Below are 24,681 nucleotides of genomic sequence, written 5' to 3' on the forward strand. Positions count from 1 at the left end.
CGGGAGTATCAACGTTCGTTAGCCTTGTGATTGGTGCTGAACACACCACTCGCAACGGCCTCACCGCACCCGACAGACTGCGGTGTTTATTCGTCCATAGCTTCCGCTAAGGCCGGGTAGCGCGCATCGATACAAGACCCGAAAGGGAAAACATGCGGGCCGTTTGCGAGCGGTGTTCACGTACCTGGCCGCCCTCTGAACAGGGGCGAATTTAACAATCTTCGCAAGGATTGTCATGACGAAACGAAACTCGCCGGCGCCCATTCGCACTGTTAAGGTTAGCCGCACCTACTTTCCCGTCGTCCCGGGCAGCAGTAATGGCTTTACCGGCCTGCGGGCGGTTCCTTGGATTCGACTGCGTGGTGTTTGGTTGGAAAAGGCTGGATTCAACGTCGGACAATTGCTGAAGGTCAAAGTGCAACGCAAACGGGTTGTCATTTGGGTGGTGTAGAGGGAAGGGGCCTAGCCGGCTTGCGCGGGCGAACGGCCGCCCACAACTGCGGATTCAACCGGTCGATGAAGCACACTAACGACTGCGTGAGCAGTGGAAGTGTGGCATCGACCGGTTGAATACACAGGCGACTTGCGGCAGTCCGATTCGATCTCGGCCAGCATTAGTAGCCCTCGTAGGAGGCTTGCCGCCGAACATCCATTGCCGGCCGGCGAGCCCTACCTGCCACGTTCTGCTTGTCCTACTTGCCGAGGTTAATGCGCACATGGACTTCATCGAGAGGAAAGCCAGGCGGCGTCGGCTTGAACTCTTTCGACTCCTTCTGTAAGCCGTAGCCTTTACGCTGATGTGTCCTTAAGGATGCCAAGTTCAGACTCATTGTCAAAAAAGCCAGATTGTCTCCCCCCTTGATTCGGAGCGGGTTCATCATTTCCGACCTAGAGGGGCTGACCACCCTGGAATCGCCGAAGGATGAATCGTTCACCTGAATCACATAACAGTGGAGATCCCGAGCTGCTGACTCGACGACGTTCGAGAAATAGTTGATGTCCCGATTGAACTCGGAGGCAACGATGAAGTCCACTTTTCCCTTAAATATCGATCGATCTTCAATCGATGCCAACTCAAAGCAGTTGTATATAGCGAAGCTCGCGCCTCGCCATCTGAAGAGATGGAACGGAACTTTCTTGGCCGGCACCTTGAGCCCTTCATTAATGAGAATGAACTCTTCTTCGGGTGAGTAGAAGCGCTTCAGGCGGCGGATAGGCACGCACACCCAGTGCCCTGATCCTGCTTGATAAGGTAGTGCCGCCAGAACCTCATTTAAGGCTTGTCCTCGCGCGTTGATCTGATGTTCGAGGCCACAAACGACGCCGATCCGATGTCTACGCGCCCACGCGACCAATATCGGCTCCCAGTCGTGTGGAACGCTTACCTCTGGAAAAACAACGAGATCAATCCGCCGATTGTCCTTGCCCCGATAGAGTGAAATCTCGTTTAGAAGACTCGTAAGTTCCTTCAGTCGATCTCGGCTGAGATTTGGTCGGCCTAGGTAACTGGACTCGATATTTGCTGCACTGACAGAAATGTTTGCCAGCGCGACTTGAATGCTGCCGTGAAGATCGGCAGCTCCCGATCCCACGGCGACCACATCGTACTTTGGCACGTTGCTCATTCCTCAAGGTCTACTGGTGCGGACCACTCTACACCGACAACCGGATGTCGATTGATAGCCATGAAGATATCCGATGCCGCATCAAAGGCTGTTTTGGTTCCGAGCCGGAGGACACCGCTGTACGCAAGCAGCATGCACTCGTCGAAGTTGACAAACCTCGGAGAGTATTCAACTTTGCGCCGGTCCATCTTCACTGACAACTTTGTCGCTCGATCGCTCAATGGTCCCGTTAGGTCGTGAAATTCAGCAGTGGTCTACGAACAAAATGGTGCCGCAAGAGATTTGCGCGCCGTAACGTTCCTGAATGGATGCCGTCCACAAGGTCAGAAAGTCCCACATCCTCTGCACAGACCGCATCCGCCATAGCGAGCGAAAGTTGAAAGTGGACCTTGAGATCTGCAACGAGTTGTTGCGTTACCGCTGCATCCTCGGCGCGCACACGTGCGATCTCGGATTTGAGCTGCTTGCTGAAAGCCCGAAGCGTGATCTTGTCATTCGCGATACCTAGCAGAGTAAGCACGCGCTCCCACAAGTCAAAAAACTCGATTGCACTGCGCCCCTTGAAGAATTTCTGCAGGCCCCGGCTGACCTTCCGGTCGGGTGGATCATCTGTCATCAGGTGGAGGATGGTCTGCCTGGCAAGGTGCTTCGCTAGTTCATATCGATTTTCAGAGACCCCCTTGACACTTCTGAACTTGTTTGTCGACCCCTCATAAAGTAGTTCGTAAGCGACGTCCTCCATAGAGTTGTCGGCTTCATCGACCGGGAGAAGCAAAAAGTCGCTGCCGTTTTGTTCCAGTTGCTTCTGAAACTTTTCTAATCCCGCTATTGAATGACGTGCATCGAAATATTGCAGAATGCATTTGGACTGCTGCAACAGAAGACCTGGTCGCGCACTAATCTCAAATGTTCCACCGCCTGCATCATGAAGAATATCAGTCTTAACCAATAGAGATGCAATGAATGCAGCTACCGGATTCTCATTTTTAGCAGACGGATCAGAGGGAAGTGGGACCACGAGCAGAATATCATCAACGTATCGACCATAATAGGCAGGACGAACTCTCTTCAGCACCGCTGAATCAAAGCCTAGCAAATACCAGTTGGCGAGGACTAGGGACGAGCAAAGCCCAATGGGAAGCCCGACCACATCATCACCAATGCCCAGGTGTGTGCGATTTAGGATCGGTGCAATACATGCCCTATAGGACTCATTAATGGACTGAATACAGCGAAGCAACGGATAGGGGTCAGCATCATCCGTCGATAGGTGTTCCCCGGTTGCATCAAGGGCAGCACCGACTTCGTCAAAATCGATGCTAACCCTGTAGTAATATTCCTGCAAATCAAGACCCAAGATCGCTACATTGCGCTGCTCATCGATGAGCAGCTTCTTGGCCCTGCGAATACCAGTGTCGCGCCATTGCGCATATTGTTCGTGATACTTGGTGAATAGCGCAAGAGAATCATCGTCCGCATCATGGAGGTGGCTTGATAATCGCGACCCACAGCACTCCCCACCTAGCGCATTATCCAAAATTCGCCCTTCCAGCATAATCCAAAGGACGGCGACAAGATGAAGTTCAATAGGGCCATCGAAGAAAAAATTGACCCTATCAACGTCGATGGTCGCAGCGGTTGTCACATTTGTGATAAACCGTCCTTGTTGTGGTTGAGCATCGGATCGGTCTTGTGTCCCCGGTTTGAGCTTTTTTGGTGCCAGTCGGTATCCGATGCCTTTCAGCCAGCGTCGAAACTCGCGATCCGACGACGGCCGATCTGCATTTACAACCCTGTACACGGAGGCAAGCTTCTCTTCGAAGTCTTCGGCGCACTCGAAAGCCGCGAGCCTTGCACGCAACCGGAGATCTGTCTTGTCATAGTAGACCAGGCTTTTCAGCTTCCGATAGGCAAGATTAACCTGTGCTTCGGTTACGCGCATTTTATCGACTCTCAGTCATTTCCGTATTCCCCCTCACATATCTGCATCGCACTCACGCCATTCAAGACCCAACTCCGAGATCGCATTAGCCGGCTCACCTTTGGCGTGCAATTCAAAATGACCCGGCAATGCCTTCTGAGGCGAACATTTCGCGGGTACTCTGCGGCTGTAGTTGCGCGACAGTGGAAGCTCTCATACTGCCTCATTAGAATTTTTCGGCAGGTCGCTTGATGCAATGGAAACCAAATGGTAACCCAATCAAGGTCTGTTTTCTTGTCACGGCATACCGTAGCCGATGGCAAAGCGGGGCGCCCGCGCAACGATCAAAGTTCTGCAGTAGTTGCACGGGGATCGGAAGTGTGGGATGTCAGTCCCAAGATGTTCACCTGGACTTTGAGACTGCCTCCATATCAAGAAAAATGGGAGCCAGTGGCTCCCATTTTTCATCAATCAATCTACGACGACGATGCTTGATGATTCCTCAATCCCAGCTCAACGCCCCACCCGTCTGATACTCAATAACCCGCGTCTCAAAGAAGTTCCTCTCCTTCTTCAGATCGATCATCTCGCTCATCCACGGGAACGGATTCTCTTCATTCTGGAACAGCTGATCCAACCCAATCTGCTGGCAACGGCGGTTGCAAATGAAGCGCAGGTACCCCTTGAACATCGGCGCATTCAGCCCCAGCACCCCACGCGGCATCGTGTCCTCGGCATAGCGATACTCCAGATCCACCGCCTTCTTGAACAGTTCGGTGATCTCGGCCTTGAATTCAGCCGTCCACAGATGCGGATTCTCCAGCTTGATCTGATTAATCAGGTCGATACCAAAATTGCAGTGCAGCGACTCATCCCGCAGGATGTACTGATACTGCTCCGCAGCCCCAGTCATCTTGTTCTGCCGCCCCATCGCCAGAATCTGCGTAAAGCCCACATAGAAGAACAGCCCTTCCATGATGCAGGCAAACACGATCAGCGACTTCAGCAACTTCTGGTCATTCTCCGGCGTGCCGGTCTTGAACGACGGATCCGTCAGCGTGTCGATAAACGGGATCAGGAACTCGTCCTTGTCGCGGATCGACTGCACTTCGTGGTACGCGTTGAAGATCTCGGCTTCGTTCAGGCCCAGCGATTCAACGATGTACTGGTAGGCGTGCGTGTGGATGGCCTCTTCAAAGGCCTGGCGCAGCAGGTACTGGCGGCATTCCGGCGCGGTGATCTGGCGGTAGGTGCCCAGCACGATGTTGTTGGCGGCCAGCGAGTCGGCCGTGACGAAGAAGCCCAGGTTGCGCTTGATGATGCGGCGCTCGTCCTCGGTCAGGCCGTTGGGGTCTTTCCACAGGGCGATGTCGCGGGACATGTTGATTTCCTGCGGCATCCAGTGGTTGGCGCAGCCGGCCAGGTACTTTTCCCACGCCCACTTGTACTTGAACGGGACCAGCTGGTTGACGTCGGTCGAGCCGTTGATCACGCGCTTGTCGGCGGCGTTGACGCGGCGGTTGCTCTGCGCGGCGGCGGCGTTGGGGTTGTTGCCCAGGATGCCGGCTTGCGTGGCGCTCGACGGCAGCACGCCTTGCTGGTCAGCGGTAGGAGCCGATGCAGCGGGTTGCAGGGCAGGCTGCGGTGCGGCCTGCGGGGTGGCTTGAACGTCGTCGTCCCAGCTCAGCATGATGTGGTTCTCCGTGATTCGATTGGGGGGCGGCGGTTGGTCAATTTTTGACTTGTGCAACTTCGTGGTTGCGCCGGCCCTCTCCCCCGGCCCCTCTCCCGCAAGCGGGAGAGGGGAGCAAACCGAGGGGTTAGGTAAGGCTTACTGGCAGGCTTCGCACTCGTCAAACCCGGCATCGCCCGGGCGCATCGTGCAGACCGCGCCTTCGGCTTCCGGCATGGCCGGGGCCGATGCCGCTGCGGCGTCCAGGCCGGAGCCGCTGTCGCTACCCGACGACACCGCGTTCAGCGAGCCGCGCGACACGGTGGACTTCTCCACGTGCGTGGCAGCCATCGTGCGCAGGTAGTACGTGGTCTTCAGGCCGCGCAGCCAGGCCAGCTTGTAGGTGTCGTCCAGCTTCTTGCCCGAGGCGCCGGCCATGTAGATGTTCAGGGACTGGGCCTGGTCGATCCACTTCTGGCGGCGGCTGGCGGCTTCGACCAGCCAGCTCGGCTCGACTTCGAACGCGGTGGCGTAGATGTCGCGCAGGTCTTGCGGAATGCGGTCGATGCGCGACAGCGAGCCGTCGAAGTACTTCAGGTCGGCAACCATCACTTCGTCCCACAGGCCGCGTTCCTTCAGGTCGCGCACCAGGTAGTCATTGACCACGGTGAACTCGCCCGACAGGTTCGACTTGACGTACAGGTTCTGGAACGTCGGCTCGATGCACGCGGACACGCCGATGATGTTCGAGATCGTGGCGGTCGGCGCGATCGCGATGCAGTTCGAGTTGCGCATGCCGTGCTGCTTGATGCGGGCACGCAGGCCGCTCCAGTCCATGCTGCTGGACATGTCCACGTCCAGGTAGCCGCCGCGCTCTTCGGCCAGCAGCTTGAGCGAGTCCTGCGGCAGGATGCCGCGGTCCCACAGCGAGCCGGTGTAAGTCTCGTAGCGGCCACGCTCTTCGGCCAGCTCGGTCGAGGCCTGGTAGGCGTAGTAGCACACGGCTTCCATCGAGGTGTCGGCGAACTTCACCGCCGCGTCACTGGCGTACGGCGTGCGCAGCACGTGCAGGCAGTCCTGGAAGCCCATGATGCCCATGCCGACCGGACGGTGGCGCAGGTTGGAGTTGCGGGCCTTCTCGACAGCGTAGTAGTTGATGTCGATGACGTTGTCCAGCATCCGCATGGCGGTGCGGATGGTCTTCTGCAGCTTGGCGTGGTCGAGCACGTAGGAGCCGTCAGCCTGCTTGGCCAGGTGGGCCACCAGGTTCACCGAACCCAGGTTGCACACGGCGATTTCGCTGTCGTTGGTGTTCAGCGTGATTTCCGTGCACAGGTTGGAGCTGTGGACGACGCCGACGTGCTGCTGCGGGCTGCGGATGTTGCAAGGATCCTTGAAGGTGATCCACGGGTGGCCGGTTTCGAACAGCATGCCCAGCATCTTGCGCCAGAGCTGCATGGCCGGCACCTTCTTGAACAGCTTCAGTTCGCCGGCGGCTGCCTTGGCTTCGTAGCCCAGGTAGGCCTGCTCGAACGCCTTGCCGACCTTGTCGTGCAGGTCCGGGCAGGTCGACGGCGAGAACAGCGTCCAGTCGGCGTTTTCCATCACGCGCTTCATGAACAGGTCCGGAATCCAGTTGGCCGTGTTCATGTCGTGCGTGCGGCGGCGGTCGTCGCCGGTGTTCTTGCGCAGCTCCAGGAATTCTTCGATGTCCAGGTGCCACGTTTCCAGGTAGGCGCAGACCGCGCCCTTGCGCTTGCCGCCCTGGTTCACGGCCACGGCGGTGTCGTTCACCACCTTCAGGAACGGGACCACGCCCTGGCTCTTGCCGTTGGTGCCCTTGATGTGCGAGCCCAGTGCGCGCACGTTGGTCCAGTCATTGCCCAGGCCGCCGGCAAACTTGGACAGCAGCGCGTTTTCCTTCAGGGCTTCGTAGATGCCTTCCAGGTCGTCCGAGACCGTGGTCAGATAGCACGACGACAGCTGCGAGCGCTGGGTGCCCGAGTTGAACAGGGTCGGCGTGGACGACATGAAGTCGAACGACGACAGCAGCTGGTAGAACTCGATGGCGCGCGCTTCGCGGTCGGTTTCGTTGAGGGCCAGGCCCATGGCGACGCGCATGAAGAATGCCTGCGGCATCTCGATGCGAGTCTCGTCGATGTGCAGGAAGTAGCGGTCATACAGGGTCTGCAGGCCCAGGTAGTTGAACTGGAAATCGCGGCCTGCGTCCAGCGCGGCGCCCAGGCGGGCCAGGTCGAAGGTGGCCAGCTTCTCGTCCAGCAGCTCGGCGGCGATACCGCGGGCGATGAACTTCGGGAAGTACTCGGCGTAACGCGTGGTCATTTCGGCCTGCGTCACTTCGGCACCCAGGATTTCCTTGCGGATGGTGTGCAGCAGGATACGGGCGGTGACCTGGCTGTAGTCCGGGTCCTTTTCGATCAGGGTACGCGCGGCCAGGATGGCGGAGTCGTACACCTGCGTCATCGGCACGCCTTCGTACAGGTTCTTCAGCGTTTCCTTCAGGATCGGCTCGGCGCTCACGGCCTTGCCCAGGCCGGCGCAGGCGTTGTCGAGCAGGGCGTGCAGCGCGACGATGTCCAGCGGCTTGGTTACGCCGCCGTCAGTCACGTTGAACTGGATGCCGGCTTCCTGCACGCGGGCCACGGCCTGCGCGCTGGCGCTGGCGCGCTCCTGGGCGCGCTTTTCGCGGTACAGCACGTAGGAACGGGCCACTTCATGCTCGCCCGAGCGCATCAGGGCCAGCTCAACGTGGTCCTGCACGTCTTCGATATGGATGGCGCCACCGCTCGGGCGGCTGCGCACCAGTGCGCGCACCACGTTCTGCGTCAGTTGCTCGACGATCTCGCGCACGCGGGCGGAGGCCGCCCCCTGCCCTCCGTTCACGGCGAGGAAGGCCTTGGTCATGGCGACGTTGATCTTGGACGGCTCGAACGCCACCACGGCGCCGTTGCGGCGGATGATCTTGTAATCCTGGTAGTTCGTCGTGCCGGCTTGGGCGGCGGGGGCCTGCTGCGCGGTACCTGCAATACCGGCGGCGCCCGCTGCGCCCGTGGTGATTTCGTTCTGGGCCGTTTGCATATAGGAACTCCTGTTTTTAGCCTGTTTTAAGAGACAAAAGAGTCCCTGGCGAAATGGGCTGCGAAAGTGTCCTGCCGCTCATGGAAGGTGACGGGACTGACTGCCGTTTGCTAAACATTTCGCCAGGGACTCTTATGATGCGCCGACCCCACATCAGGGTTTCAACCACTATCGCCACGTCTGCGACAGCAACCCTTCACTGCTAGGCCAGCTCCCCGGATCAACTACTAGATATAGTGGTCACTGCGGAAAACTGGGCTAAGTATAGTGAAAGAAATCCGGATGACCAGTCTTGACAAGCGTGCTTGCGACACCCGGATGACAAGTGCGGCAGCGCCACATTCCCGGGAACCGCGCTACGACAAGGGCTCGCGCCAAGTCGTGCGCAGACGCACATTTTTTGGAAATTTTTTTTATCCGGGCGGCGCGTCCGATAGCCCCACACCGACGTGGGGATTTGGCATGTGACATCGCGCCGACATGGTGCTGTGACAGCCCCTCGGCGGCCCCGCAAGCACCTTAACTGTGCGAGGGGCGGAAGGGTAACAGGTTTTCCGGAACGTCGGCGAGACGCGCGAAACGGTCCCAGTCGAAGTGCGGTCCGGGGTCGGTCTTGCGGCCCGGGGCGATGTCGCTGTGGCCGGCAATCGCCTGCACCGGCAAAGTGGCGCGCAGGGCCTTTACCAGGGTGGCGGTGGTGGCGTACTGGGCGGCGGTGAATGGCTGGTCGTCGGCGCCTTCGATCTCGATGCCGACCGAGAAGTCGTTGCAGCGGCCGCGGCCGAAGAAGTCGGACAGCCCCGCGTGCCACGCGCGCTTGCCACACGGCACGAATTGCACGAGTTCGCCATCACGCCGAACCAGAAAGTGGGCGGACACCTGGACCTCGTGGATCGTGGCGAAGAACGGGTGGCGGTCCGGGTCGAGCCGGTTCTGGAAAAAGGCCTCGATATCGCCGCTGCCGAACTGGCCTGGCGGCAGGCTGATGTTGTGCAGCACCACCAGGTCGACGGGCATGCCCGCGGGCCGCTCGTCGTAATTGGGCGATGGCACGCGGCGCGCGGCCGGCACCCAGCCTTCGGCGTCCGGCAGGAAGCTGGCTGGGACGGGGCCGCACGCCGGAGACGTCATGCCGTGCCCTCCCCTTCGTCGCGTTCGTCCCGCCCGTCGCGGATACCAAGCTGCTGGATCCGATAGCGAAGCTGGCGCAGGTTCAGGCCCAGCAGCGGCGCTGCGGCCGTGCGGTTAAAGCTGGTCTGCGCCAGCGCCTGCAGGATGATCTCGCGCTCGACCTTCTCGAGCCGGGCTTGCAGGTCGATCGGAAACGCCACGCCGCGGCAGGCACGCTCGGCGGCATCGGGCACGTCTTCAGCCACGGCCACGGCTTCCGCCTCCGGCGTTGCTGCAGTCTGCTGCGGCACGATCGGCATGGGGACCGGGGCGGGCTCGGCCGGCACGATGCCCGCCGGCATCCCGCCGCCGGCCCACGGTGTGTACGGGGTCAGTGGCGACGGCGCCGCACGCAGCGCCGCGCGTTCCATATTGGCGTCGAGCGGGCCCAGGTCGGCCACCTGGATATCTTCGGACTCGGCAAACGCGTAGGCGCGTTCGAGCAGGTTTTCCAGCTCGCGCACATTGCCCGGGAACGGATAGGCCACCAGCCTTTCCAGCGCGGCCTGCGACAGGCGGCGCGGACGGGGGTCGCCATAGCGCACAGCCAGGTGTTCGAGGATGGCGCGCGCAAGCACGGGGATATCCTCGGCACGCTCGCGCAGCGTCGGCATGCGGAGTTCGAGCACATTGAGCCGGTAGTACAAGTCCTGCCGGAACTGGCCAGCCGCGACCATGGCGGCGAGATCCTTGTGGCTCGCGCACATCACGCGCACATCGACAGCATCTTCGCGCGTGGCGCCGATCTTGCGCACGCGGCGCTCCTGCAGCGCGCGCAGCAGCTTGACCTGCATGGCCAGCGGCAGGTCGGCCACCTCGTCGAGCAGCAGCGTGCCGCCGTTGGCCGACTGGAAGAAGCCGCCGCGCTCGCCGTCGGCGCCGGTGAACGCGCCTTTGACGTGGCCGAAGAACTCGGACTCCATCAGGTTTTCGGGGATGGCGCCGCAGTTCACCGCCACGAACGGATGCGCGGCGCGCGCGCTGGTGGCGTGGATGGCGTGCGCGGCGCGCTCCTTGCCGCTGCCCGACTCGCCGCTGATCACCACCGGCGCCATGCTGCGCGCCAGCCGCGAGAGCGAGCGACGCACCTCCTGCATGGCCGGCGAGTGGCCGGGCAGCAGCGCGGCGGCGCGGTCGGCGCCCAGGCTGGCATCGGCACTGGCGGCGGCGTCCTGGTCTTCGCGCGCCTGCTGGCGGCCCAGCGCGTTCATCACCAGGCTGCGCAACTGGTCCAGCGACACCGGCTTGGCGATGTAGTCGAACGCGCCGGCCTTGAGCGCTTCGACGGCGTTGTCGGCGCTGCCGTAGGCCGTGATGACGGCCACGGGCACGCGTTCCGGGGAAGCCGACAGCTGCCGCACGATCTCGATGCCCAGCCCATCGCCCAGGCGCATGTCGGTCAGCACCAGGCTGTAGCGACGCTGCGCGAGCTTTTCGCGCGCTTCGGCCAGCGAGCCGGCCAGCACCACGTCATGCCCCATGCGGCGGATGGAAATATCCAGCAGCTCGCGCAGGTCTGCCTCGTCATCGATGACGAGGATCGGGTCAGGGCCGGGCGTTCTGGGTGGCATGGAGTGGCGTGTCAGGTGCGGAAATTCAATGGATCTGCGTGTCTGCCTGCATCGCATCGCCAGTGTCGATGCGCAGCGTCAGCACGAAGGCCTTGGCGGGCAGTGTATCGCGCGGTGCAGCCAGCAGGCCGGTGCGCGCGAGCAGGTCATCCAGCGCGATGGTGCCGTAGCGGACCTGTGCGTCGTTGGCGCCGCACAGCTCGCGCGCCATGAACAGGCCCAGCCCGGTGCCTTGCGCGTTGCTGGTGAAGAACGGCTCGAACAGGCTGCGCTGGTGTTCGCGCGGAATCTCGGTGCCGTCGTTCCAGACGATCAGCTCGGCATGGTGCTGGTCCAGCGCGTGCGCGAGCAGGCGGATGGCGCCCGGCAGGCGGCTGCAGTAGCGCCATGCGTTGTCGAGCAGGTTGCCGAGCACCTGCTGGAGCTGCGAGGTGTCGAAGACCACCGGCTGCGCCACGTCGACCGTGAGGCGGACCGCATTCGGGTTGATCTCGCCACGGCCCGGCTGGCGCGTGTCGCCGGCGCGCGGCCGGCGAGAGCGCATCTCCAGGCGCCAGCGCTCGACGATCTCGGGCAGCGCCTGCGCCAGCTGCGCGGTGCTGCGGCCCGTGCGCGGACGGCGCGACAGCTGCAGCACGTCGGACACGACCTGGTCCAGCCGCCGCACGTTGTCATGGATGATGCGCAGCAGGCGTGCATCGACATCCGATTCCACGCCGCCATCGCCGCCCATGCCCGCGCCGTCGCCCAGCAGCTCGCTGGCCTGGCTGATGGCCGCCAGCGGATTGCGGATCTGGTGCGCGACGCTGGCCACGAGCCGCCCCATGGCGGCGAGCTTTTCCTGCTGGACCTGCTCGGCGATGCGCTCCCAGCTTTCGATATGGACCAGCACGGTGTCGCGCATCTCGCTGCGCAGCAGGGCCTCGTCGTCGGGGGACCAGGCCATGGCTTCCTGCTGGGCGATGGCCAGGCGCAGGCGCGCCGCGACCTCGGGCGTCAGCTCGTTCCACGCGGCGGTGTCAAGGCTGGATGGCAGGGTCGAGGTGCTGGAGATGGTATTGCGCAGCCCTGCCAGGCCCGGCAATACAAAGCGCAGGCGCAGCCGCGTGTGCAGGTTGCCGCCGCCCGGGGGAGCGGAGCGCGAGACGATGGGCAGCAGTTGCAGGATGCGCGGCACGTCGTCCTTGCTGCGCACCCAGTCGCGCAGCATTTCCATGAGCGGCTGCAGGCGCGGGATGCGGCGCAGGTCGAACAGCACAGCCTGGCCGCCCTCCACGCCCACATTGTCGCGGCTGGTGCGCGAATACACGCGTTCATGCGGCTGCACGCCCAGCAGCACCACGGCGGCGGGGTTGGCCGCTACCACCATGCCGTTGGCGCGCACCAGCATCACGCCGTCCTGCATGTCGTTGACCATGAGCCGATTGACCAGCTGCTGCAGCCGCAACTCCTGCTCGCGCGCCAGCGCCAGCTTTTCCTGCGCCACCTGGCGGTACGCCAGCATGTACATCAGCAGCGCCGCGATCATGAACACCAGCCCGTACAGGCCGGAGCCGAGCAGACCACCATCCGCCTGGCGTTGCAGGATGGTCAGCGCGAACGGGTGCGCCATGACCACCAGGGCCGAGACCGAGGCGGCAAACAGCGCGAAAAGCAAGCTGGTGAGCGCGCCGGCCTCGAGCGCCGGCAGCAGGAAGATCATCGCCAGCCCGTCGGCATGGCCGTTGCGGCCAACAGCCTCGTAGATCAGGCCGAGCATGGCCAGGTCGGCCAACACTTGCAGCCGCACGCGCAGGTGGAAGCGCCGCCGCCACAGCGTGCCGGCCAGCATGGCCAGCGCGATGCCGAGGTAGGGCAAGGCCAGCTGCATGGCCGCCGTCTTGTAGGCGGGCAAGGCGAGCTGGAACGGCAGCACGAGCGACACGCCGTGCGACTCCGCGCCGCGCTGCATGATGGTGAAGGCCAGCAGCAGCAGGCCGACGGCGATGCGGGTCCAGCAGAAATAGCGCAGCAGGCGCCAGTGGAAATCAGGCGGCTCGGGCGCGCGCCACAGTTGCGCGAAGCCGGGCCATGCGGCGAGCCGGGCGGTATGCGTCGGCCGCGCCGTGATCATGCGCGGTCGCCGCTGTCGTCCGGCAGGTGGCTGCGCCGGCAATAGTGCAGGCCGCGCCAGGCAATGGCTTCGCTGCCCGGCAGGTGAACGCCGCAGTGGGCGCACTGGACCATGGCCTCGGGGTTGCCCTTGCCGTTGTCCGGGGCGTCGGCCGGGCGGGATGCGCGGGCGGCTTCGTTATGTCGGGCCTCGGCGCGCGACCGCAGCCACCAGAAGACCCCCAGCACCACGGCCAGCAGTATGAAGATTCTTGCCATGGCGGTCTCAGAGCCGGTGCAGGATCACTTCGATCACGAAGCGGCTGCCAACGTAAGCGAGCAGCAGGATGCCGAACGACGCGATGACCCAGCGCAGCGCCACTCGGCCGCGCCAGCCGCGGAAATGCCGCCCGGCCAGGATGCCGCCAAACATCGCCCATGAAATAAAGGCGAACACGGTCTTGTGGTCGAGCCGGAAGGCACGGCCGAACAGTTCCTCGGAGAACAGCAGGCCGGAGGCAATGGTCAGCGTCAGCAGCACGAACCCCGCCCCGATCAGGCGGAACAGCAGCTTTTCCAGCGTCAGCAGCGGCGGCAGCAGGTCCAGCCAGCGGCCCAGCCACTGTTCGGCCGGGCCCTTGGGCTTGACGTTGCCGGGACGCGACGGCGCATGCTTGAAGCCGTGCAGGCGGCGCTCGGCCAGCAGCATCAGGAAGGCGTGGAAGGCGGCCAGCGTGAACAGGCCATAGGCCACGTTGGCGATGATGAAGTGCAGCTTGAACAGCGGCCGAGCGGCGTAGCCCAGGATCTGCGAGCCCGGGAACGCCAGCGGCATCAGGCTGGCGACCAGCGCCACCGGGATCACGATCAGTCCCAGCCCGGCCAGCGAGAAGAAGAAGCTCTCTATCCAGTAGATGCCCACGCCCAGCCACAGCATGGCCGACAGCGCGAAAGCGAAGCCGAACATCATATGGTCGGCCGGGAAAATGGTTTCGTGCAGCAGCAGGCCGTGGCTGGCTAGCACGGCCGCCATCAGCAGGTGCCACCAGCCCGGCTGGGCGTCGCTGCCGGCCGCTGGCCCGCCGTTGGCGGTCATCACGGCCGAGGCCGCGCCACCGGCCGGGCTACCGGCCGCGGCCAGCCGCGGATTGCGCGTGGCCCAGCCGTGGAAAGCCAGCCCGCAATAGAGAAGTGCCGTCAGGGCATACAGTACAATGACCATTTGCGCAGTTTACCTTAGTGCCCCCTGCCGGTGGCGGGCGGCTGATCCGGTAACAGAGGCCGCAACACAGCCCTTTCTTCCCCCATTCCTGCCATGCTGGACAATCTCACTCAACGCCTGGCGCGGGTCGTCAAGACCATGCGCGGCGAGGCCCGCCTGACCGAGGCCAATACCGCCGAAATGCTGCGCGAAGTGCGCCTGGCCATGCTCGAGGCCGACGTGGCCCTGCCGGTCGTGCGCGAGTTCATCGCCCGCGTCAAGGAAAAGGCATTGGGCGAGGATGTCGTCGCCAGCCTGACTCCGGGGCAGGCGCTGGTCGGCGTGGTCCAGCGCGAGCTGACCTCGGTGATCGGCGGCGAGGAAGCCGTAACCGGCGCCGCCAAGAGCGCCGAGCTGAACCTGGCCGTGCAGCCGCCCGCGATCATCCTGATGGCCGGTCTGCAGGGCGCCGGCAAGACGACCACCGTCGGCAAACTGGCCAAGTGGCTCAAAGAGAACAAAAAGAAGAAAGTGCTGACGGTCTCGTGCGACGTGTATCGCCCGGCCGCTATCGCACAGTTGAAGACGGTGTCCGAACAGGTGGGCGCCGAGTTCTTCCCCTCCCAGCCCGACCAGAAGCCGGTCGATATCGCCCGTGCGGCGGTGGACTGGGCGCGCAAGCATTACCACGACGTGCTGATCGTCGATACCGCGGGTCGCCTGGGTATCGACGAGGCGATGATGCAGGAAATCGCCGCGCTGCACGCCGAGCTGAAGCCGGCGGAAACGCTGTTCGTGGTCGACGCCATGCTCGGCCAGGACGCGGTCAACACCGCCAAGGCCTTCAATGACACGCTGCCGCTGACCGGCGTGGTGCTGACCAAGCTCGACGGCGATGCCCGTGGCGGCGCCGCGCTGTCGGTCCGCCACGTGACGGGCCGGCCGATCAAGTTCGTCGGCGTCGGCGAAAAGCTCGACGGCCTGGAGCCGTTCTACCCCGACCGCATGGCCCAGCGTATCCTGGGCATGGGCGACATCCTCGCGCTGGTCGAGGAAGCCCAGCGCGGCGTGGACATGGACGCCGCCGAGAAGCTGGCCAAGAAGATCAAGAAGACCGGCGGCTTCGACCTGGAAGACTTCAAGGCCCAGATCGGCCAGATGAAGAAGATGGGCGGCCTGGGCAGCCTGGTGGACAAGCTGCCCGCGCAGTTCGCGCAGCAGGCGCAAGGCGCCAATATGGATCAGGCGGAAAAGCAGGTGGCCCGCATGGAAGGCATCATCAACAGCATGACCGCCGCCGAGCGAGCCAAGCCCGAGCTGATCAAGGCCAGCCGCAAGCGCCGCATCGCCGCGGGCGCGGGCGTGCCGGTGCAGGAAGTGAACCGCCTGCTGAACCAGTTCGACCAGATGCAAGGCATGATGAAGAAGCTCAAGGGCGGCGGCATGATGAAGATGATGCGCCAGATGGGCGCGATGAAGGGCGGCATGAAGGGCCTCTTCAACCGCTGATCCGCGCCAGGCGCCCTACCCCGCAAGAGACAAGAACAGGAAAGACATCATGATGACCGCTGAACAGGCCCGCGAACTGTGGTCCCAATCCGAGGAAATCGTCAGTGCCGAAGAAGTCCAGCTGTCGCTGGACCGCATGGCGAAGGACATCACCGAGAAGATGGGCGATGCGTTCCCGCTGGTGCTGTCCGTGATGGGCGGCGCGGTGGTGTTCACCGGCATGCTGCTGCCCAAGCTGCAGTTCCCGCTGGAATTCGACTACATCCACCTGTCCCGCTACAACAACAAAACCGTGGGCGGCGAGATGCAATGGCGCGTGGCGCCGCGTGAATCGGTCAAGGATCGCGTGGTGCTGGTGCTGGACGACATCCTGGATGAAGGCGAGACCATGGCCGCCATCCGCGAGCGCATCATGGACATGGGCGCGAAGGAATTCCACGCCGCCGTGCTGTGCGAGAAGACGCTGACCAAGCTCAAGCCGATGCACCCGGACTTCTGCGGGTTCCAGGTGCCGGACCGGTATGTGTTCGGGTGCGGGATGGATGCCAAGGGGTATTGGCGGAATTTGGGGACGATCCGGGCGTTGATGTAAGCGCCGTCAGCCGGCGTGGTGCGCCCCCAGAATCGGCCACAGCGACGCCAGCAGCAGCAAGGCCATCCCCCCATTGAACACGCGCAGCACCCGCGGCTGCGCCAGCCAGCGGCGCAGGGCCGAGCCGAACACGGCCCACATCGCCACGCTCGGCAGGTTGATCACGGCGAAGATGCCCGCCAGCATCAGCACGTTCAGCCACACATTGCCGTGCAGCACATAGGTGCTGCACGCGCCCACCGCCATCACCCACGCCTTGGGGTTGACCCACTGGAACGCCGCCGCCTTCAGGAAGCCCATCGGGCGCGCGACCTGGCGCTCCTGCATGCCGCCTGACGTGGCGAGCTTCCACGCCAGCCAGACCAGGTAGACCCCGGCCACCACGCGCAGCACCTGCCAGGTCCATGGCCAGTGGGAAAACATCGAGCCAAGCCCCAGGCCGACCAGCGCGACCATCAGCGCAAACCCGCCGCTGATGCCAAGCAGGTGTGGAATCGTTCGCGCAAAACCGAAGTTCACCCCCGAGGCCAGCACCATGGTGTTGTTGGGGCCTGGCGTGATGGAGGAGACCAGCGCAAACGCCGAGAACGCGAGGAAGACGCCGGAACCGGCGACAAGGTCGGGAAAAACCATGGCACACACACCAGAAGATGCAGGGGGAATGCTGCCAGTCTAGTCACGCCAAACGGTACAGTACCGGTACAGTTCGCCGGAATTCTGCCATGACGGAATGCCTTGGTTTGGCGGGACAGTTTCTATGCAGGGGCGCGGTATGGGCGCTCGCGCAGCCATTTGGTGGCAATCCATTTCTCGCCAGTTTCAACCGGCAGGCCGGCGTGCAGGGTGCGCTCGTCCAGCCGGCCTTCGGGCAGCAGGTAGCTGAAGTACACAGCATTTCCCTTGACCGGCGCCACCTCCAGGCCGATGCGCGGGAAAGCCGTGGCGCCCCCCGCTTGCGGCGTGTTCAGGTAGATCACCAGCGTGGCGATGCGCTGGCCGCCGACGCGGAGCTGGCGGGCCTCGCCGGGGCGCTTCGGATTGAAGAAATCGAAATGCGGCTGGTATTCGCCGCCGGGCTTGTAGTTGAGGATCTGCAACCCCTCGCCGTGATCGGCGGGCACGCCCGTCACCCGGGCGATGCGGGTCTCGATGCGGTCCAGCAGCGCATGCTCGCCGACCTGGAACATGGCGCCCATGCTGGTGCGCGCGTCGATCAGGTTCTCGTCGCCGGTGTCCGGATTGATGACCGGCGAACGCTCCAGCCGTCCGCGCGCGAGATCGACCAGCGCATCGCATTCGGCATCGCTGAGCAGTTGCTGGTACAGGCGGATGGCGGGTGCTTGCAGCGAGAACAGCACGGGAATCTCGCGCTCGCCCTGGCGCTGTGCGGGACTGGGTGTAGGAGTGGCCGGCGCGGCACGCCGGTGCCCCATGGCCGTGGCCACCGCGGCGCGGGCAAAGGCGGTGTCATAGCCGGAGCGCAGCATGGACAGGACCAGCGACTCGGCGCCAAATCCCTCGGCGATATGCCTGGCCAGCCAGCGTTCCAGCTCCGGCGACGAGGTGGCGTAGCCCGGCGACCCCACGGCCGGACGCGTGTCGGTGCTCATGACGGATTGGCCACCCGCTGCGGGGAGAACGGGTTGCGCGCCGGCGCCTCGGGCGGCAGCTTGCGCGGCCGGGTCGGGGCGATTTCCGGATCGCCCGCGACGGTGACCGTGGCCTCGGAGTATTGCCAGCGCTTCCACGCGGCCAACACCGCGTTGGGATATTCGGCGCGGCCGCGACTGCCGTTGTAGCGCCCCAGTGCCAGGAACAGGTCGCCCTGCTCGCGGTCCAGGTAGTAACGCAGGATGGTGCAGCCGTAGCGCAGGTTGCTCTGCAGGTGGAACAGCTTGCGTGGATCGTTGTCGCCGATCGTGCGAGTCCAGAACGGCATCACCTGCATCAGCCCGCGCGCGCCGACCGAACTGATGGCGTACTTGCGGAAATTGCTCTCGACCTGCACCAGGCCAAGCACCAGCGCAGGCTCCAGCCCGGCGCGCTTGGCTTCGTAGTACGCGGTTTCGATCAGTTCCACGCGCATTTGCGGCTCGGGGATGCGACCTTCGAGCCGGTGCGACATTTCGCCAAGCCACTTGAGGTAGGCCAGCCGCTCGCCGCCCGCGGCAAAGACAGGACGTATCGGGCGGGAGTCGGCAATGGCTGCCGCCAGCGCGCCGCGCACGGAGTCGGCCAGATCCTCTTCCTTCTGCGCCCCTGCGTGCGCGGCGGCGGCCAGGGCCAGCAGCAGGCTGCCGGCAGTGCGAGCCAGACCGACCGCGCGCATGGTCTTACTTGCCGATCTGGCTGCGGACATGGCCGACCGCGTCAGTGACGGCCACCTGGGTCGCCTGGGCGTCGCGGCGGCCCTGGTATTCGACCTTGCCTTCCTTCAGGCCACGGTCGCCGACCACCACGCGGTGCGGCACGCCGATCAGCTCCCAGTCGGCGAACATCACGCCCGGGCGCTCGCCACGGTCGTCGAGGATGACATCGACACCGGCGGCCAGCAGCTCCGCGTGGATGCGGTCGGCCTCGGCCTTGACGGCCTCGGAGCGGTCATAGCCGACCGGGCACACCACCACCTCGAACGGGGCGATGGCGGCGGGCCAGATGATGCCGCGCTCGTCGAAGTTCTGCTCGATCGCCGCGCCCAGGATACGGGTCACGCCGATGCCGTAGCAGCCCATCTGCATCGGCTGGGTCTTGCCGTTTTCGTCGAGGAAGGTCGCGTTCATGGACTCGGAATAGCGCGTACCGAGCATGAACACGTGGCCGACTTCGATGCCGCGGCAGATTTCCAGCGTGCCCTTGCCGTCCGGCGAGGCATCGCCGGCCACCACGTTGCGCAGGTCGGCCACGACGGGCTCGGGCAGGTCGCGGCCCCAGTTGACGCCGGTGAAGTGGTAATCGCGGTAGTTGGCGCCGCAGATGAAGTCGCTCATGTTGGCGACGGTGCGGTCGGCAACGACCTTGACCGGCTTCTTCATGTCGATCGGGCCCAGATAGCCCGGGGGCGAACCGAAGGCATCGACAATCTCGTTTTCGGTGGCGAAGCGGAATTCGGCCAGGCCCGGCACCTTGGAAGCCTTGACCTCGTTCAGTTCGTGGTCGGCGCGGATCAGCAGCAGCCAGATCTGGACACCGGCGTCGCCTTCCGTGGCCAGCACGATCGACTTGACGTTGCGCTCCAGCGGCACGTTCAGGAATTCGGCCACCTGCTCGCACTTGACCTTCTCCGGGGTGAAGGTCTTTTCCAGCGCCTGGGCCGGCGCGGCGCGCTCTGCCACCAGCGGCAGTGCCTCGGCGGCCTCCATGTTGGCGGCGTAGTCGGACGTCGGGCAGTAGACGATGGCGTCTTCGCCGGTGTCGGCGATCACGTGGAATTCATGCGAGCCCGAACCGCCGATGGCGCCGTTATCGGCCGCCACGGCGCGGAATTCCAGGCCGAAGCGCTGGAAAATGCGCACATAGGCGTCGTACATGTTCTGGTACGACTGCTTCAGGCCTTCCGCGTCGCGGTCGAAGGAATACGCGTCCTTCATCGTAAATTCACGGCCGCGCATGATGCCGAAGCGCGGCCGGCGCTCGTCGCGGAACTTGGTCTGGATCTGGTAGAAATTGACCGGCAGCTGCTTGTAGCTGCGGATTTCCGAGCGGGCGATGTCCGTGACGACTTCCTCGGACGTCGGCTGCACGGCGAAATCGCGCTCGTGGCGGTCCTTCAGGCGCAGCAGTTCGGGGCCCATCTTGTCCCAACGGCCGGTTTCCTGCCACAGCTCGGCCGGCTGGATCACGGGCATGGACAGTTCCACGGCGCCGGCCCGGTTCATTTCCTCGCGAACGATATTCTCCACCTTGCGGATCGTGCGCAGGCCCACCGGCATGTAGTTGTAAATGCCGGCGCCGAGCTTCTTGATCATGCCCGCGCGCATCATCAGCTTGTGCGACACGATTTCCGCGTCGGCGGGGGCTTCTTTCAGGGTGGAAATGAAAAATTGCGAGGCTTTCATCCGAATGTCTTCTCTGGAAACCGGGAATCCCGGTGAATTGGCGGCAGCCATGCCGCGCATAAGCGACTGGAACGCGCCGGCAACTGCCTGAAACTGCCCTTCCCGCTCGGGGAAAACCAGCAGGGCCCCGCCTGAGCCGGGCCGCGCGCATCCTTTATAATCGACGTAATTCTAAAGGATTCGAGGTGCAGTCATGCTCGATCGTGAAGGCTTTCGCCCGAACGTCGGCATCATCCTCATCAACGCACGAAACGAGGTTTTCTGGGGCAAGCGAATCGGCGAGCATTCCTGGCAGTTTCCGCAAGGCGGCATCAAGTACGGCGAAACGCCGGAACAGGCCATGTACCGCGAACTGCATGAGGAGATCGGCCTGCTACCGGAGCACGTCAGGATCGTCGGTCGCACGCGCGACTGGTTGCGCTATGAGGTGCCGGACAAGTTCATCCGCCGCGAGATCCGCGGCCACTATAGAGGCCAGAAACAGATCTGGTTCCTGCTGCGCATGGCGGGCAGGGACTGCGATATCCACCTGCGTGCCACCGACCATCCGGAGTTCGACGCCTGGCGGTGGAGCGACTACTGGGTGCCGCTGGACGCGGTGATCGAGTTCAAGCGCGACGTCTACCAGCTTGCGCTGGGCGAGTTGTCGCGCTTCCTGAACCGGAACTCGCGCGTGCCGCTCAGCCCGTATGGCGTCCATCATGGCCGCCATGGCGGCGGGCAGCGCCGGCCGCAGCAAGCCGTCACCCAGGGCATGCCCGCGGTGGCGGCCGAAGCGGGCGCAGCGGAAGATGCCGCAGTTTTGCCGGCCGCGCCGGCTTCCAACCACACGGAGTCCTGATGAATCGTGTTACCGGCCAGGGCCGCCGCGGCGGCCTGACCGCTGCCGGCCTGTTGCTCGCCGCCGCCTGCCTGGCACTGGCAGGCTGCAAGACCACCGGCAAGCAAATGCCCGAAGAAGAATCGAAGTGGATCAATCCGTTCGAGCCCAAGACCTTCAAGGAGGAAGAATCCATCCTGCCGCCGCTGCCGCAGGATGCGAACCTGATCCCGTTCTCGGTCAACGGCACCGGCAACCTCACCTTCGCGGTAGATAGCAAATCGGTATCGGTCGGCAAGGACAATGTGGTGCGCTTCACGGTCGTGATCAGCAGCACGACCGGTGCCCGCAACGTGAACTTCGAAGGCCTGCGCTGCGATGCGTTCGAGCGCAAGATCTACGCGACACTGCCGATGGGCGCCAAGGAATGGCAGCTCAACCGCGGCGAAACGCGTGAAGACTGGATCCGCATGCAGACTTCGGCCCGCAACGCCTACGCGGCGACGCTGGCGACCGATTTCTTCTGCGAAGGCCGCACAGTGGCCGGCACGCCGGATGCCATGGTCCGCGACCTGAAGGACCACGCCCCGCGGCGCTGAGCCTCTGCAGGCAGAAGGAAAAAGGGCGATGCCACGGCATCGCCCTTTCTATTTGCATCGTGACGCCGGTTCAGACCAGCACGAGGTTGTCCCGGTGGATCAGCTCAGGCTCGTTCAGGTGGCCCAGCACCGATTCGATTTCCGACGACGGCTTGCGGGCGATCAGCCGCGCCTCGGCGCTCGAATAGTTGGTGATGCCGCGCGCCACTTCGCGCCCATCGGCCCCGACACAGGCCACCACCTCGCCGCGCGCGAACTCGCCCTGCACTTCGACCACGCCGATCGGCAGCAAGGATTTGCCGCCGCTGGTCAGTTTTTCCACGGCGCCGGCATCGATCATCACGCGGCCGCGCAGCTGTAAGTGATCCGCCATCCACTGCTTGCGGGCGGTCAGGCGCCCGGTCGGGGCCAGCAGTTGCGTGCCGATGGCCTCCCCTGCCGCCAGGCGTTCGAGCACGTTGGCCTCCCGCCCCGAGGCAATGGTGGTGTGCGCGCCGGATTTGGCCGCACGCTTGGCCGCCAGGATCTTGGTCAGCATGCCGCCGCGGCCAATCGACGTGCCGGCGCCGCCGGCCATCGCTTCGAGCTCGGGCGTGCCGGCCAGCGCCTCGTCGACGAACTCGGCGTTCGGGTCCTTGCGCGGATCGGCGGTGTAGAGCCCGCGCTGGTCGGTCAGGATGACCAGCGCATCGCCTTCGATCAGGTTGGTCACCAGCGCGCCGAGCGTGTCGTTGTCGCCGAACTTGATTTCGTCGGTGACCACGGTGTCGTTCTCGTTGATGATGGGCACCACGCCCAGCGACAGCAGCGTCAGCAGCGTGGAGCGCGCGTTCAGGTAGCGCTCGCGGTCGGCCAGGTCGGCGTGCGTGAGCAGGACCTGCGCGGTGCGGATGCCATAGCGGCCGAACTGGCTTTCATAGACTTGCGCCAGCCCCATCTGGCCGACGGCGGCGGCGGCCTGCAATTCGTGGATTTCACGTGGACGGCGTACCCAGCCCAGGCGCTGCATGCCTTCGGCAATGGCGCCGGAGCTGACCAGCACCACTTCCTTGCCGATCGAACGCAGCTTGGCGATCTGCGCCGCCCAGCGCGCAATGGCGTCGTAGTCCAACCCCTTGCCGTCGTTGGTGACCAGGCTGGAGCCAACCTTCACGACGATACGTTTTGCCTGGGCAATGACCGATTGCATGGCGAGAAATCCTGTCTCCGGGGGGCATTTCTTTCCGTCCCCAATTGTGGTTCCTCGCCCCGCATGGGCGAGGGAAAAAAGCTGGCTTACTGCTCGTGACCTTCCTGGTCGACGTTGTGCCGCCGCTCGTCGAGCCGGATGTCGGGCTCGGCCAGTGCGGCAGCTTCTTCGGCCTTGATCGCGGCCAGGTGGTCCTTGATCGCGTAGATCAGCTCGCGGCAGCCTTCGCCGGTGAGCGCGGAGATCTGGAAGACCGGGCCTTTCCACTTGTAGCGCTTGATGAAGTCCTTGGCGCGCGTGGCGCGCTCGTCTTCCGGCACCACGTCGAGCTTGTTCAGCACCAGCCAGCGCGGCTTGTCGTAGAGCGTTTCGTCGTACTTCTTCAGCTCGTTGACGATGGCCTTCGCTTCCGCCACCGGGTCCACCGCTTCATCGAACGGCGCCAGGTCGACGATATGCAGCAGCAGTCCGGTACGCTGCAGATGGCGCAGGAACTGGTGGCCCAGGCCGGCACCTTCGGCCGCGCCTTCGATCAGGCCCGGAATGTCCGCCACCACGAATGACTGCTCGTGGTCGACGCGCACCACGCCCAGGTTCGGGTGCAGCGTGGTGAACGGATAGTCCGCCACCTTCGGGCGCGCGTTGGAGATATGCGAAATGAATGTCGACTTGCCCGCGTTGGGCATGCCCAGCAGGCCGACGTCGGCCAGCACCTTCAGTTCCAGCTTGAGCATGCGGCGCTCGCCGGGCTTGCCGTCCACCTGCTGGCGCGGGGCACGGTTGGTACTGGACTTGAAATGCAGGTTGCCCCAGCCGCCGATGCCGCCTTCGGCCAGGCAGACTTTCTGGCCGTGCTCGGTCAGGTCGGCGATCAGCTCGCCGGTGTCCATGTCGGTAATCAGCGTGCCGACCGGCATGCGCAGCGTGACGTCCTCGCCGGCGGCGCCGTAGCAATCGGAGCCACGGCCGTTTTCACCGTTCCGGGCCACGTGCTTCTTGGCGTAGCGGAAGTCGATCAGGGTATTGATATTGCGGTCCGCGACGGCGAACACGCTGCCGCCCCGGCCACCGTCGCCCCCATCCGGACCACCGAAGGGCACAAACTTCTCGCGCCGGAACGAGGCGCTGCCATTGCCGCCGTTGCCGGCGATGGCTTCGATTCGGGCTTCGTCGATGAACTTCATAGTGAGTTTCCGTGGTGGACCGGGCTACCGACCGGCATTGGCAACTTGCATTGTCGCCAAAAATGAAAAAGCCCCGCAAGCATTGCGGGGCCTTCTTGCTGCAAAGGCTGTTATCAGGCCGCCGGAACGACGCTGACTTGCTGCTTCTTGGCAGGGCCCTTGACGGCGAATTGCACGTGGCCGTCGACCAGTGCAAACAGGGTGTGGTCCTTGCCCACGCCCACGTTGTCACCGGGGTGCACGCGGGTGCCGCGTTGGCGGACGATGATGCCGCCGGCGTTGATGGCCTGGCCACCAAACACCTTCACGCCCAGACGCTTCGATTCGGAATCACGGCCGTTCCGCGTGGAACCGCCGCCTTTTTTCTGTGCCATGTCTTACTC

Annotated in this window: 21 protein-coding genes; 5 read left to right on the plus strand and 16 right to left on the minus strand. The window is 63.8% G+C overall.

The features are described from left to right. Positions 1–235 precede the first annotated feature (235 nt). Positions 236–451 (plus strand): SymE family type I addiction module toxin, encoded by a 216-nt coding sequence (locus ACIGJB_RS14250; protein WP_483730415.1) that lies wholly within the window; start codon positions 236–238, stop codon positions 449–451. 241 nt (positions 452–692) lie between these two features. Here the strand turns inward: ACIGJB_RS14250 and ACIGJB_RS14255 are convergent, their stop codons facing one another. The 9 genes from ACIGJB_RS14255 to ACIGJB_RS14295 form a co-directional block, all read right to left on the minus strand. After that, positions 693–1,616: a hypothetical protein gene (locus tag ACIGJB_RS14255; protein ID WP_483730416.1), complete on the minus strand. Its 924-nt coding sequence runs from the start codon at positions 1,614–1,616 to the stop codon at positions 693–695. Positions 1,617–1,854: 238 nt separating this feature from the next. Further along, complete coding sequence (locus ACIGJB_RS14260; RefSeq protein WP_483730417.1) at positions 1,855–3,567, minus strand: RNA-directed DNA polymerase; 1,713 nt, start codon at positions 3,565–3,567, stop codon at positions 1,855–1,857. 481 nt (positions 3,568–4,048) lie between these two features. Beyond that, entirely contained in the window at positions 4,049–5,236 is a 1,188-nt protein-coding gene (locus ACIGJB_RS14265; protein ID WP_483730418.1) for a ribonucleotide-diphosphate reductase subunit beta, read from the minus strand. A gap of 141 nt (positions 5,237–5,377) precedes the next feature. After that, positions 5,378–8,317: a ribonucleoside-diphosphate reductase subunit alpha gene (locus ACIGJB_RS14270; protein WP_483730419.1), complete on the minus strand. Its 2,940-nt coding sequence runs from the start codon at positions 8,315–8,317 to the stop codon at positions 5,378–5,380. Positions 8,318–8,836: 519 nt separating this feature from the next. Beyond that, entirely contained in the window at positions 8,837–9,448 is a 612-nt protein-coding gene (gene ampD, locus ACIGJB_RS14275; protein ID WP_483730420.1) for a 1,6-anhydro-N-acetylmuramyl-L-alanine amidase AmpD, read from the minus strand. Next, positions 9,445–11,058, minus strand: a complete 1,614-nt coding sequence (locus ACIGJB_RS14280; RefSeq protein WP_483730421.1) for a sigma-54-dependent transcriptional regulator — start codon at positions 11,056–11,058, stop codon at positions 9,445–9,447. The genes ampD and ACIGJB_RS14280 overlap by 4 nt, the downstream gene beginning before the upstream one ends. A gap of 25 nt (positions 11,059–11,083) precedes the next feature. Beyond that, on the minus strand, positions 11,084–13,171 hold the full coding sequence (locus tag ACIGJB_RS14285; protein WP_483730422.1) for a histidine kinase dimerization/phospho-acceptor domain-containing protein: 2,088 nt from the start codon (positions 13,169–13,171) through the stop codon (positions 11,084–11,086). Beyond that, positions 13,168–13,428: a PP0621 family protein gene (locus tag ACIGJB_RS14290; RefSeq protein ID WP_483730423.1), complete on the minus strand. Its 261-nt coding sequence runs from the start codon at positions 13,426–13,428 to the stop codon at positions 13,168–13,170. Before ACIGJB_RS14290 ends, ACIGJB_RS14285 begins: the two co-directional genes overlap by 4 nt. Before the next feature lie 7 nt (positions 13,429–13,435). Further along, the gene (locus ACIGJB_RS14295; protein ID WP_483730424.1) at positions 13,436–14,371 is read right to left on the minus strand and encodes a cytochrome C assembly family protein; all 936 of its coding nucleotides are present in this window, start codon (positions 14,369–14,371) and stop codon (positions 13,436–13,438) included. A gap of 93 nt (positions 14,372–14,464) precedes the next feature. On the opposite strand from ACIGJB_RS14295, the gene ffh reads away from it, so the two are divergent. Together ffh and ACIGJB_RS14305 are read left to right on the plus strand one after the other, a co-directional pair. Then, a complete protein-coding gene (gene ffh / locus ACIGJB_RS14300) occupies positions 14,465–15,859 on the plus strand; it encodes a signal recognition particle protein (RefSeq protein WP_483730425.1) in 1,395 nt (464 codons plus the stop codon). 49 nt (positions 15,860–15,908) lie between these two features. Then, positions 15,909–16,451, plus strand: coding sequence for a hypoxanthine-guanine phosphoribosyltransferase (locus ACIGJB_RS14305; protein WP_483730426.1), 543 nt, complete (start codon positions 15,909–15,911; stop codon positions 16,449–16,451). 6 nt (positions 16,452–16,457) lie between these two features. Here ACIGJB_RS14305 and ACIGJB_RS14310 read toward each other — a convergent pair whose 3' ends face one another. The 4 genes from ACIGJB_RS14310 to ACIGJB_RS14325 form a co-directional block, all read right to left on the minus strand. Further along, positions 16,458–17,084, minus strand: a complete 627-nt coding sequence (locus ACIGJB_RS14310; protein WP_483730427.1) for a LysE family translocator — start codon at positions 17,082–17,084, stop codon at positions 16,458–16,460. A gap of 122 nt (positions 17,085–17,206) precedes the next feature. Beyond that, positions 17,207–18,061: a 2OG-Fe(II) oxygenase gene (locus ACIGJB_RS14315; protein WP_483730428.1), complete on the minus strand. Its 855-nt coding sequence runs from the start codon at positions 18,059–18,061 to the stop codon at positions 17,207–17,209. After that, a complete protein-coding gene (locus tag ACIGJB_RS14320) occupies positions 18,058–18,780 on the minus strand; it encodes a lytic transglycosylase domain-containing protein (RefSeq protein ID WP_483732335.1) in 723 nt (240 codons plus the stop codon). The genes ACIGJB_RS14315 and ACIGJB_RS14320 overlap by 4 nt, the downstream gene beginning before the upstream one ends. 4 nt (positions 18,781–18,784) lie before the next feature. Then, complete coding sequence (locus tag ACIGJB_RS14325) at positions 18,785–20,506, minus strand: proline--tRNA ligase (RefSeq protein WP_483730429.1); 1,722 nt, start codon at positions 20,504–20,506, stop codon at positions 18,785–18,787. Positions 20,507–20,699: 193 nt separating this feature from the next. Here ACIGJB_RS14325 and ACIGJB_RS14330 point away from each other — a divergent pair, with 193 nt between their 5' ends. Further along, positions 20,700–21,347 carry an RNA pyrophosphohydrolase gene (locus ACIGJB_RS14330; RefSeq protein ID WP_483730430.1) on the plus strand — a complete coding sequence of 216 codons (648 nt, stop codon included), beginning with the start codon at positions 20,700–20,702 and terminating at the stop codon, positions 21,345–21,347. Next, positions 21,347–21,925, plus strand: coding sequence for a CNP1-like family protein (locus ACIGJB_RS14335; protein ID WP_483730431.1), 579 nt, complete (start codon positions 21,347–21,349; stop codon positions 21,923–21,925). Before ACIGJB_RS14330 ends, ACIGJB_RS14335 begins: the two co-directional genes overlap by 1 nt. Positions 21,926–21,995: 70 nt before the next feature. On the opposite strand, the gene proB is transcribed toward ACIGJB_RS14335, so the two are convergent. From proB to rpmA, 3 genes are all read right to left on the minus strand, one after another. Continuing rightward, positions 21,996–23,114, minus strand: coding sequence for a glutamate 5-kinase (proB, locus tag ACIGJB_RS14340; RefSeq protein ID WP_483730432.1), 1,119 nt, complete (start codon positions 23,112–23,114; stop codon positions 21,996–21,998). An 86-nt stretch (positions 23,115–23,200) separates the two neighbouring features. Continuing rightward, a complete protein-coding gene (gene obgE, locus ACIGJB_RS14345; protein ID WP_483730433.1) occupies positions 23,201–24,298 on the minus strand; it encodes a GTPase ObgE in 1,098 nt (365 codons plus the stop codon). Positions 24,299–24,411: 113 nt separating this feature from the next. Beyond that, positions 24,412–24,672: a 50S ribosomal protein L27 gene (gene rpmA, locus ACIGJB_RS14350; RefSeq protein ID WP_018006254.1), complete on the minus strand. Its 261-nt coding sequence runs from the start codon at positions 24,670–24,672 to the stop codon at positions 24,412–24,414. Between the last annotated feature and the right edge of the window lie 9 nt (positions 24,673–24,681).

It is taken from the genome of Cupriavidus sp. C2SS-8b (assembly GCF_057073745.1).

Bases quoted from the DNA above. Each gene is read 5' to 3' on its own strand.
- ACIGJB_RS14250 (WP_483730415.1), top strand. From the start codon at position 236: ATGACGAAACGAAACTCGCCGGCGCCCATTCGCACTGTTAAGGTTAGC.
- ACIGJB_RS14260 (WP_483730417.1), bottom strand. From the start codon at position 3,567: ATGCGCGTAACCGAAGCACAGGTTAATCTTGCCTATCGGAAGCTGAAA.
- ACIGJB_RS14265 (WP_483730418.1), bottom strand. From the start codon at position 5,236: ATGCTGAGCTGGGACGACGACGTTCAAGCCACCCCGCAGGCCGCACCG.
- ACIGJB_RS14270 (WP_483730419.1), bottom strand. From the start codon at position 8,317: ATGCAAACGGCCCAGAACGAAATCACCACGGGCGCAGCGGGCGCCGCC.
- ampD (WP_483730420.1), bottom strand. From the start codon at position 9,448: ATGACGTCTCCGGCGTGCGGCCCCGTCCCAGCCAGCTTCCTGCCGGAC.
- ACIGJB_RS14280 (WP_483730421.1), bottom strand. From the start codon at position 11,058: ATGCCACCCAGAACGCCCGGCCCTGACCCGATCCTCGTCATCGATGAC.
- ACIGJB_RS14285 (WP_483730422.1), bottom strand. From the start codon at position 13,171: ATGATCACGGCGCGGCCGACGCATACCGCCCGGCTCGCCGCATGGCCC.
- ACIGJB_RS14290 (WP_483730423.1), bottom strand. From the start codon at position 13,428: ATGGCAAGAATCTTCATACTGCTGGCCGTGGTGCTGGGGGTCTTCTGG.
- ACIGJB_RS14295 (WP_483730424.1), bottom strand. From the start codon at position 14,371: ATGGTCATTGTACTGTATGCCCTGACGGCACTTCTCTATTGCGGGCTG.
- ffh (WP_483730425.1), top strand. From the start codon at position 14,465: ATGCTGGACAATCTCACTCAACGCCTGGCGCGGGTCGTCAAGACCATG.
- ACIGJB_RS14305 (WP_483730426.1), top strand. From the start codon at position 15,909: ATGATGACCGCTGAACAGGCCCGCGAACTGTGGTCCCAATCCGAGGAA.
- ACIGJB_RS14310 (WP_483730427.1), bottom strand. From the start codon at position 17,084: ATGGTTTTTCCCGACCTTGTCGCCGGTTCCGGCGTCTTCCTCGCGTTC.
- ACIGJB_RS14315 (WP_483730428.1), bottom strand. From the start codon at position 18,061: ATGAGCACCGACACGCGTCCGGCCGTGGGGTCGCCGGGCTACGCCACC.
- ACIGJB_RS14320 (WP_483732335.1), bottom strand. From the start codon at position 18,780: ATGCGCGCGGTCGGTCTGGCTCGCACTGCCGGCAGCCTGCTGCTGGCC.
- ACIGJB_RS14325 (WP_483730429.1), bottom strand. From the start codon at position 20,506: ATGAAAGCCTCGCAATTTTTCATTTCCACCCTGAAAGAAGCCCCCGCC.
- ACIGJB_RS14330 (WP_483730430.1), top strand. From the start codon at position 20,700: ATGCTCGATCGTGAAGGCTTTCGCCCGAACGTCGGCATCATCCTCATC.
- ACIGJB_RS14335 (WP_483730431.1), top strand. From the start codon at position 21,347: ATGAATCGTGTTACCGGCCAGGGCCGCCGCGGCGGCCTGACCGCTGCC.
- proB (WP_483730432.1), bottom strand. From the start codon at position 23,114: ATGCAATCGGTCATTGCCCAGGCAAAACGTATCGTCGTGAAGGTTGGC.
- obgE (WP_483730433.1), bottom strand. From the start codon at position 24,298: ATGAAGTTCATCGACGAAGCCCGAATCGAAGCCATCGCCGGCAACGGC.
- rpmA (WP_018006254.1), bottom strand. From the start codon at position 24,672: ATGGCACAGAAAAAAGGCGGCGGTTCCACGCGGAACGGCCGTGATTCC.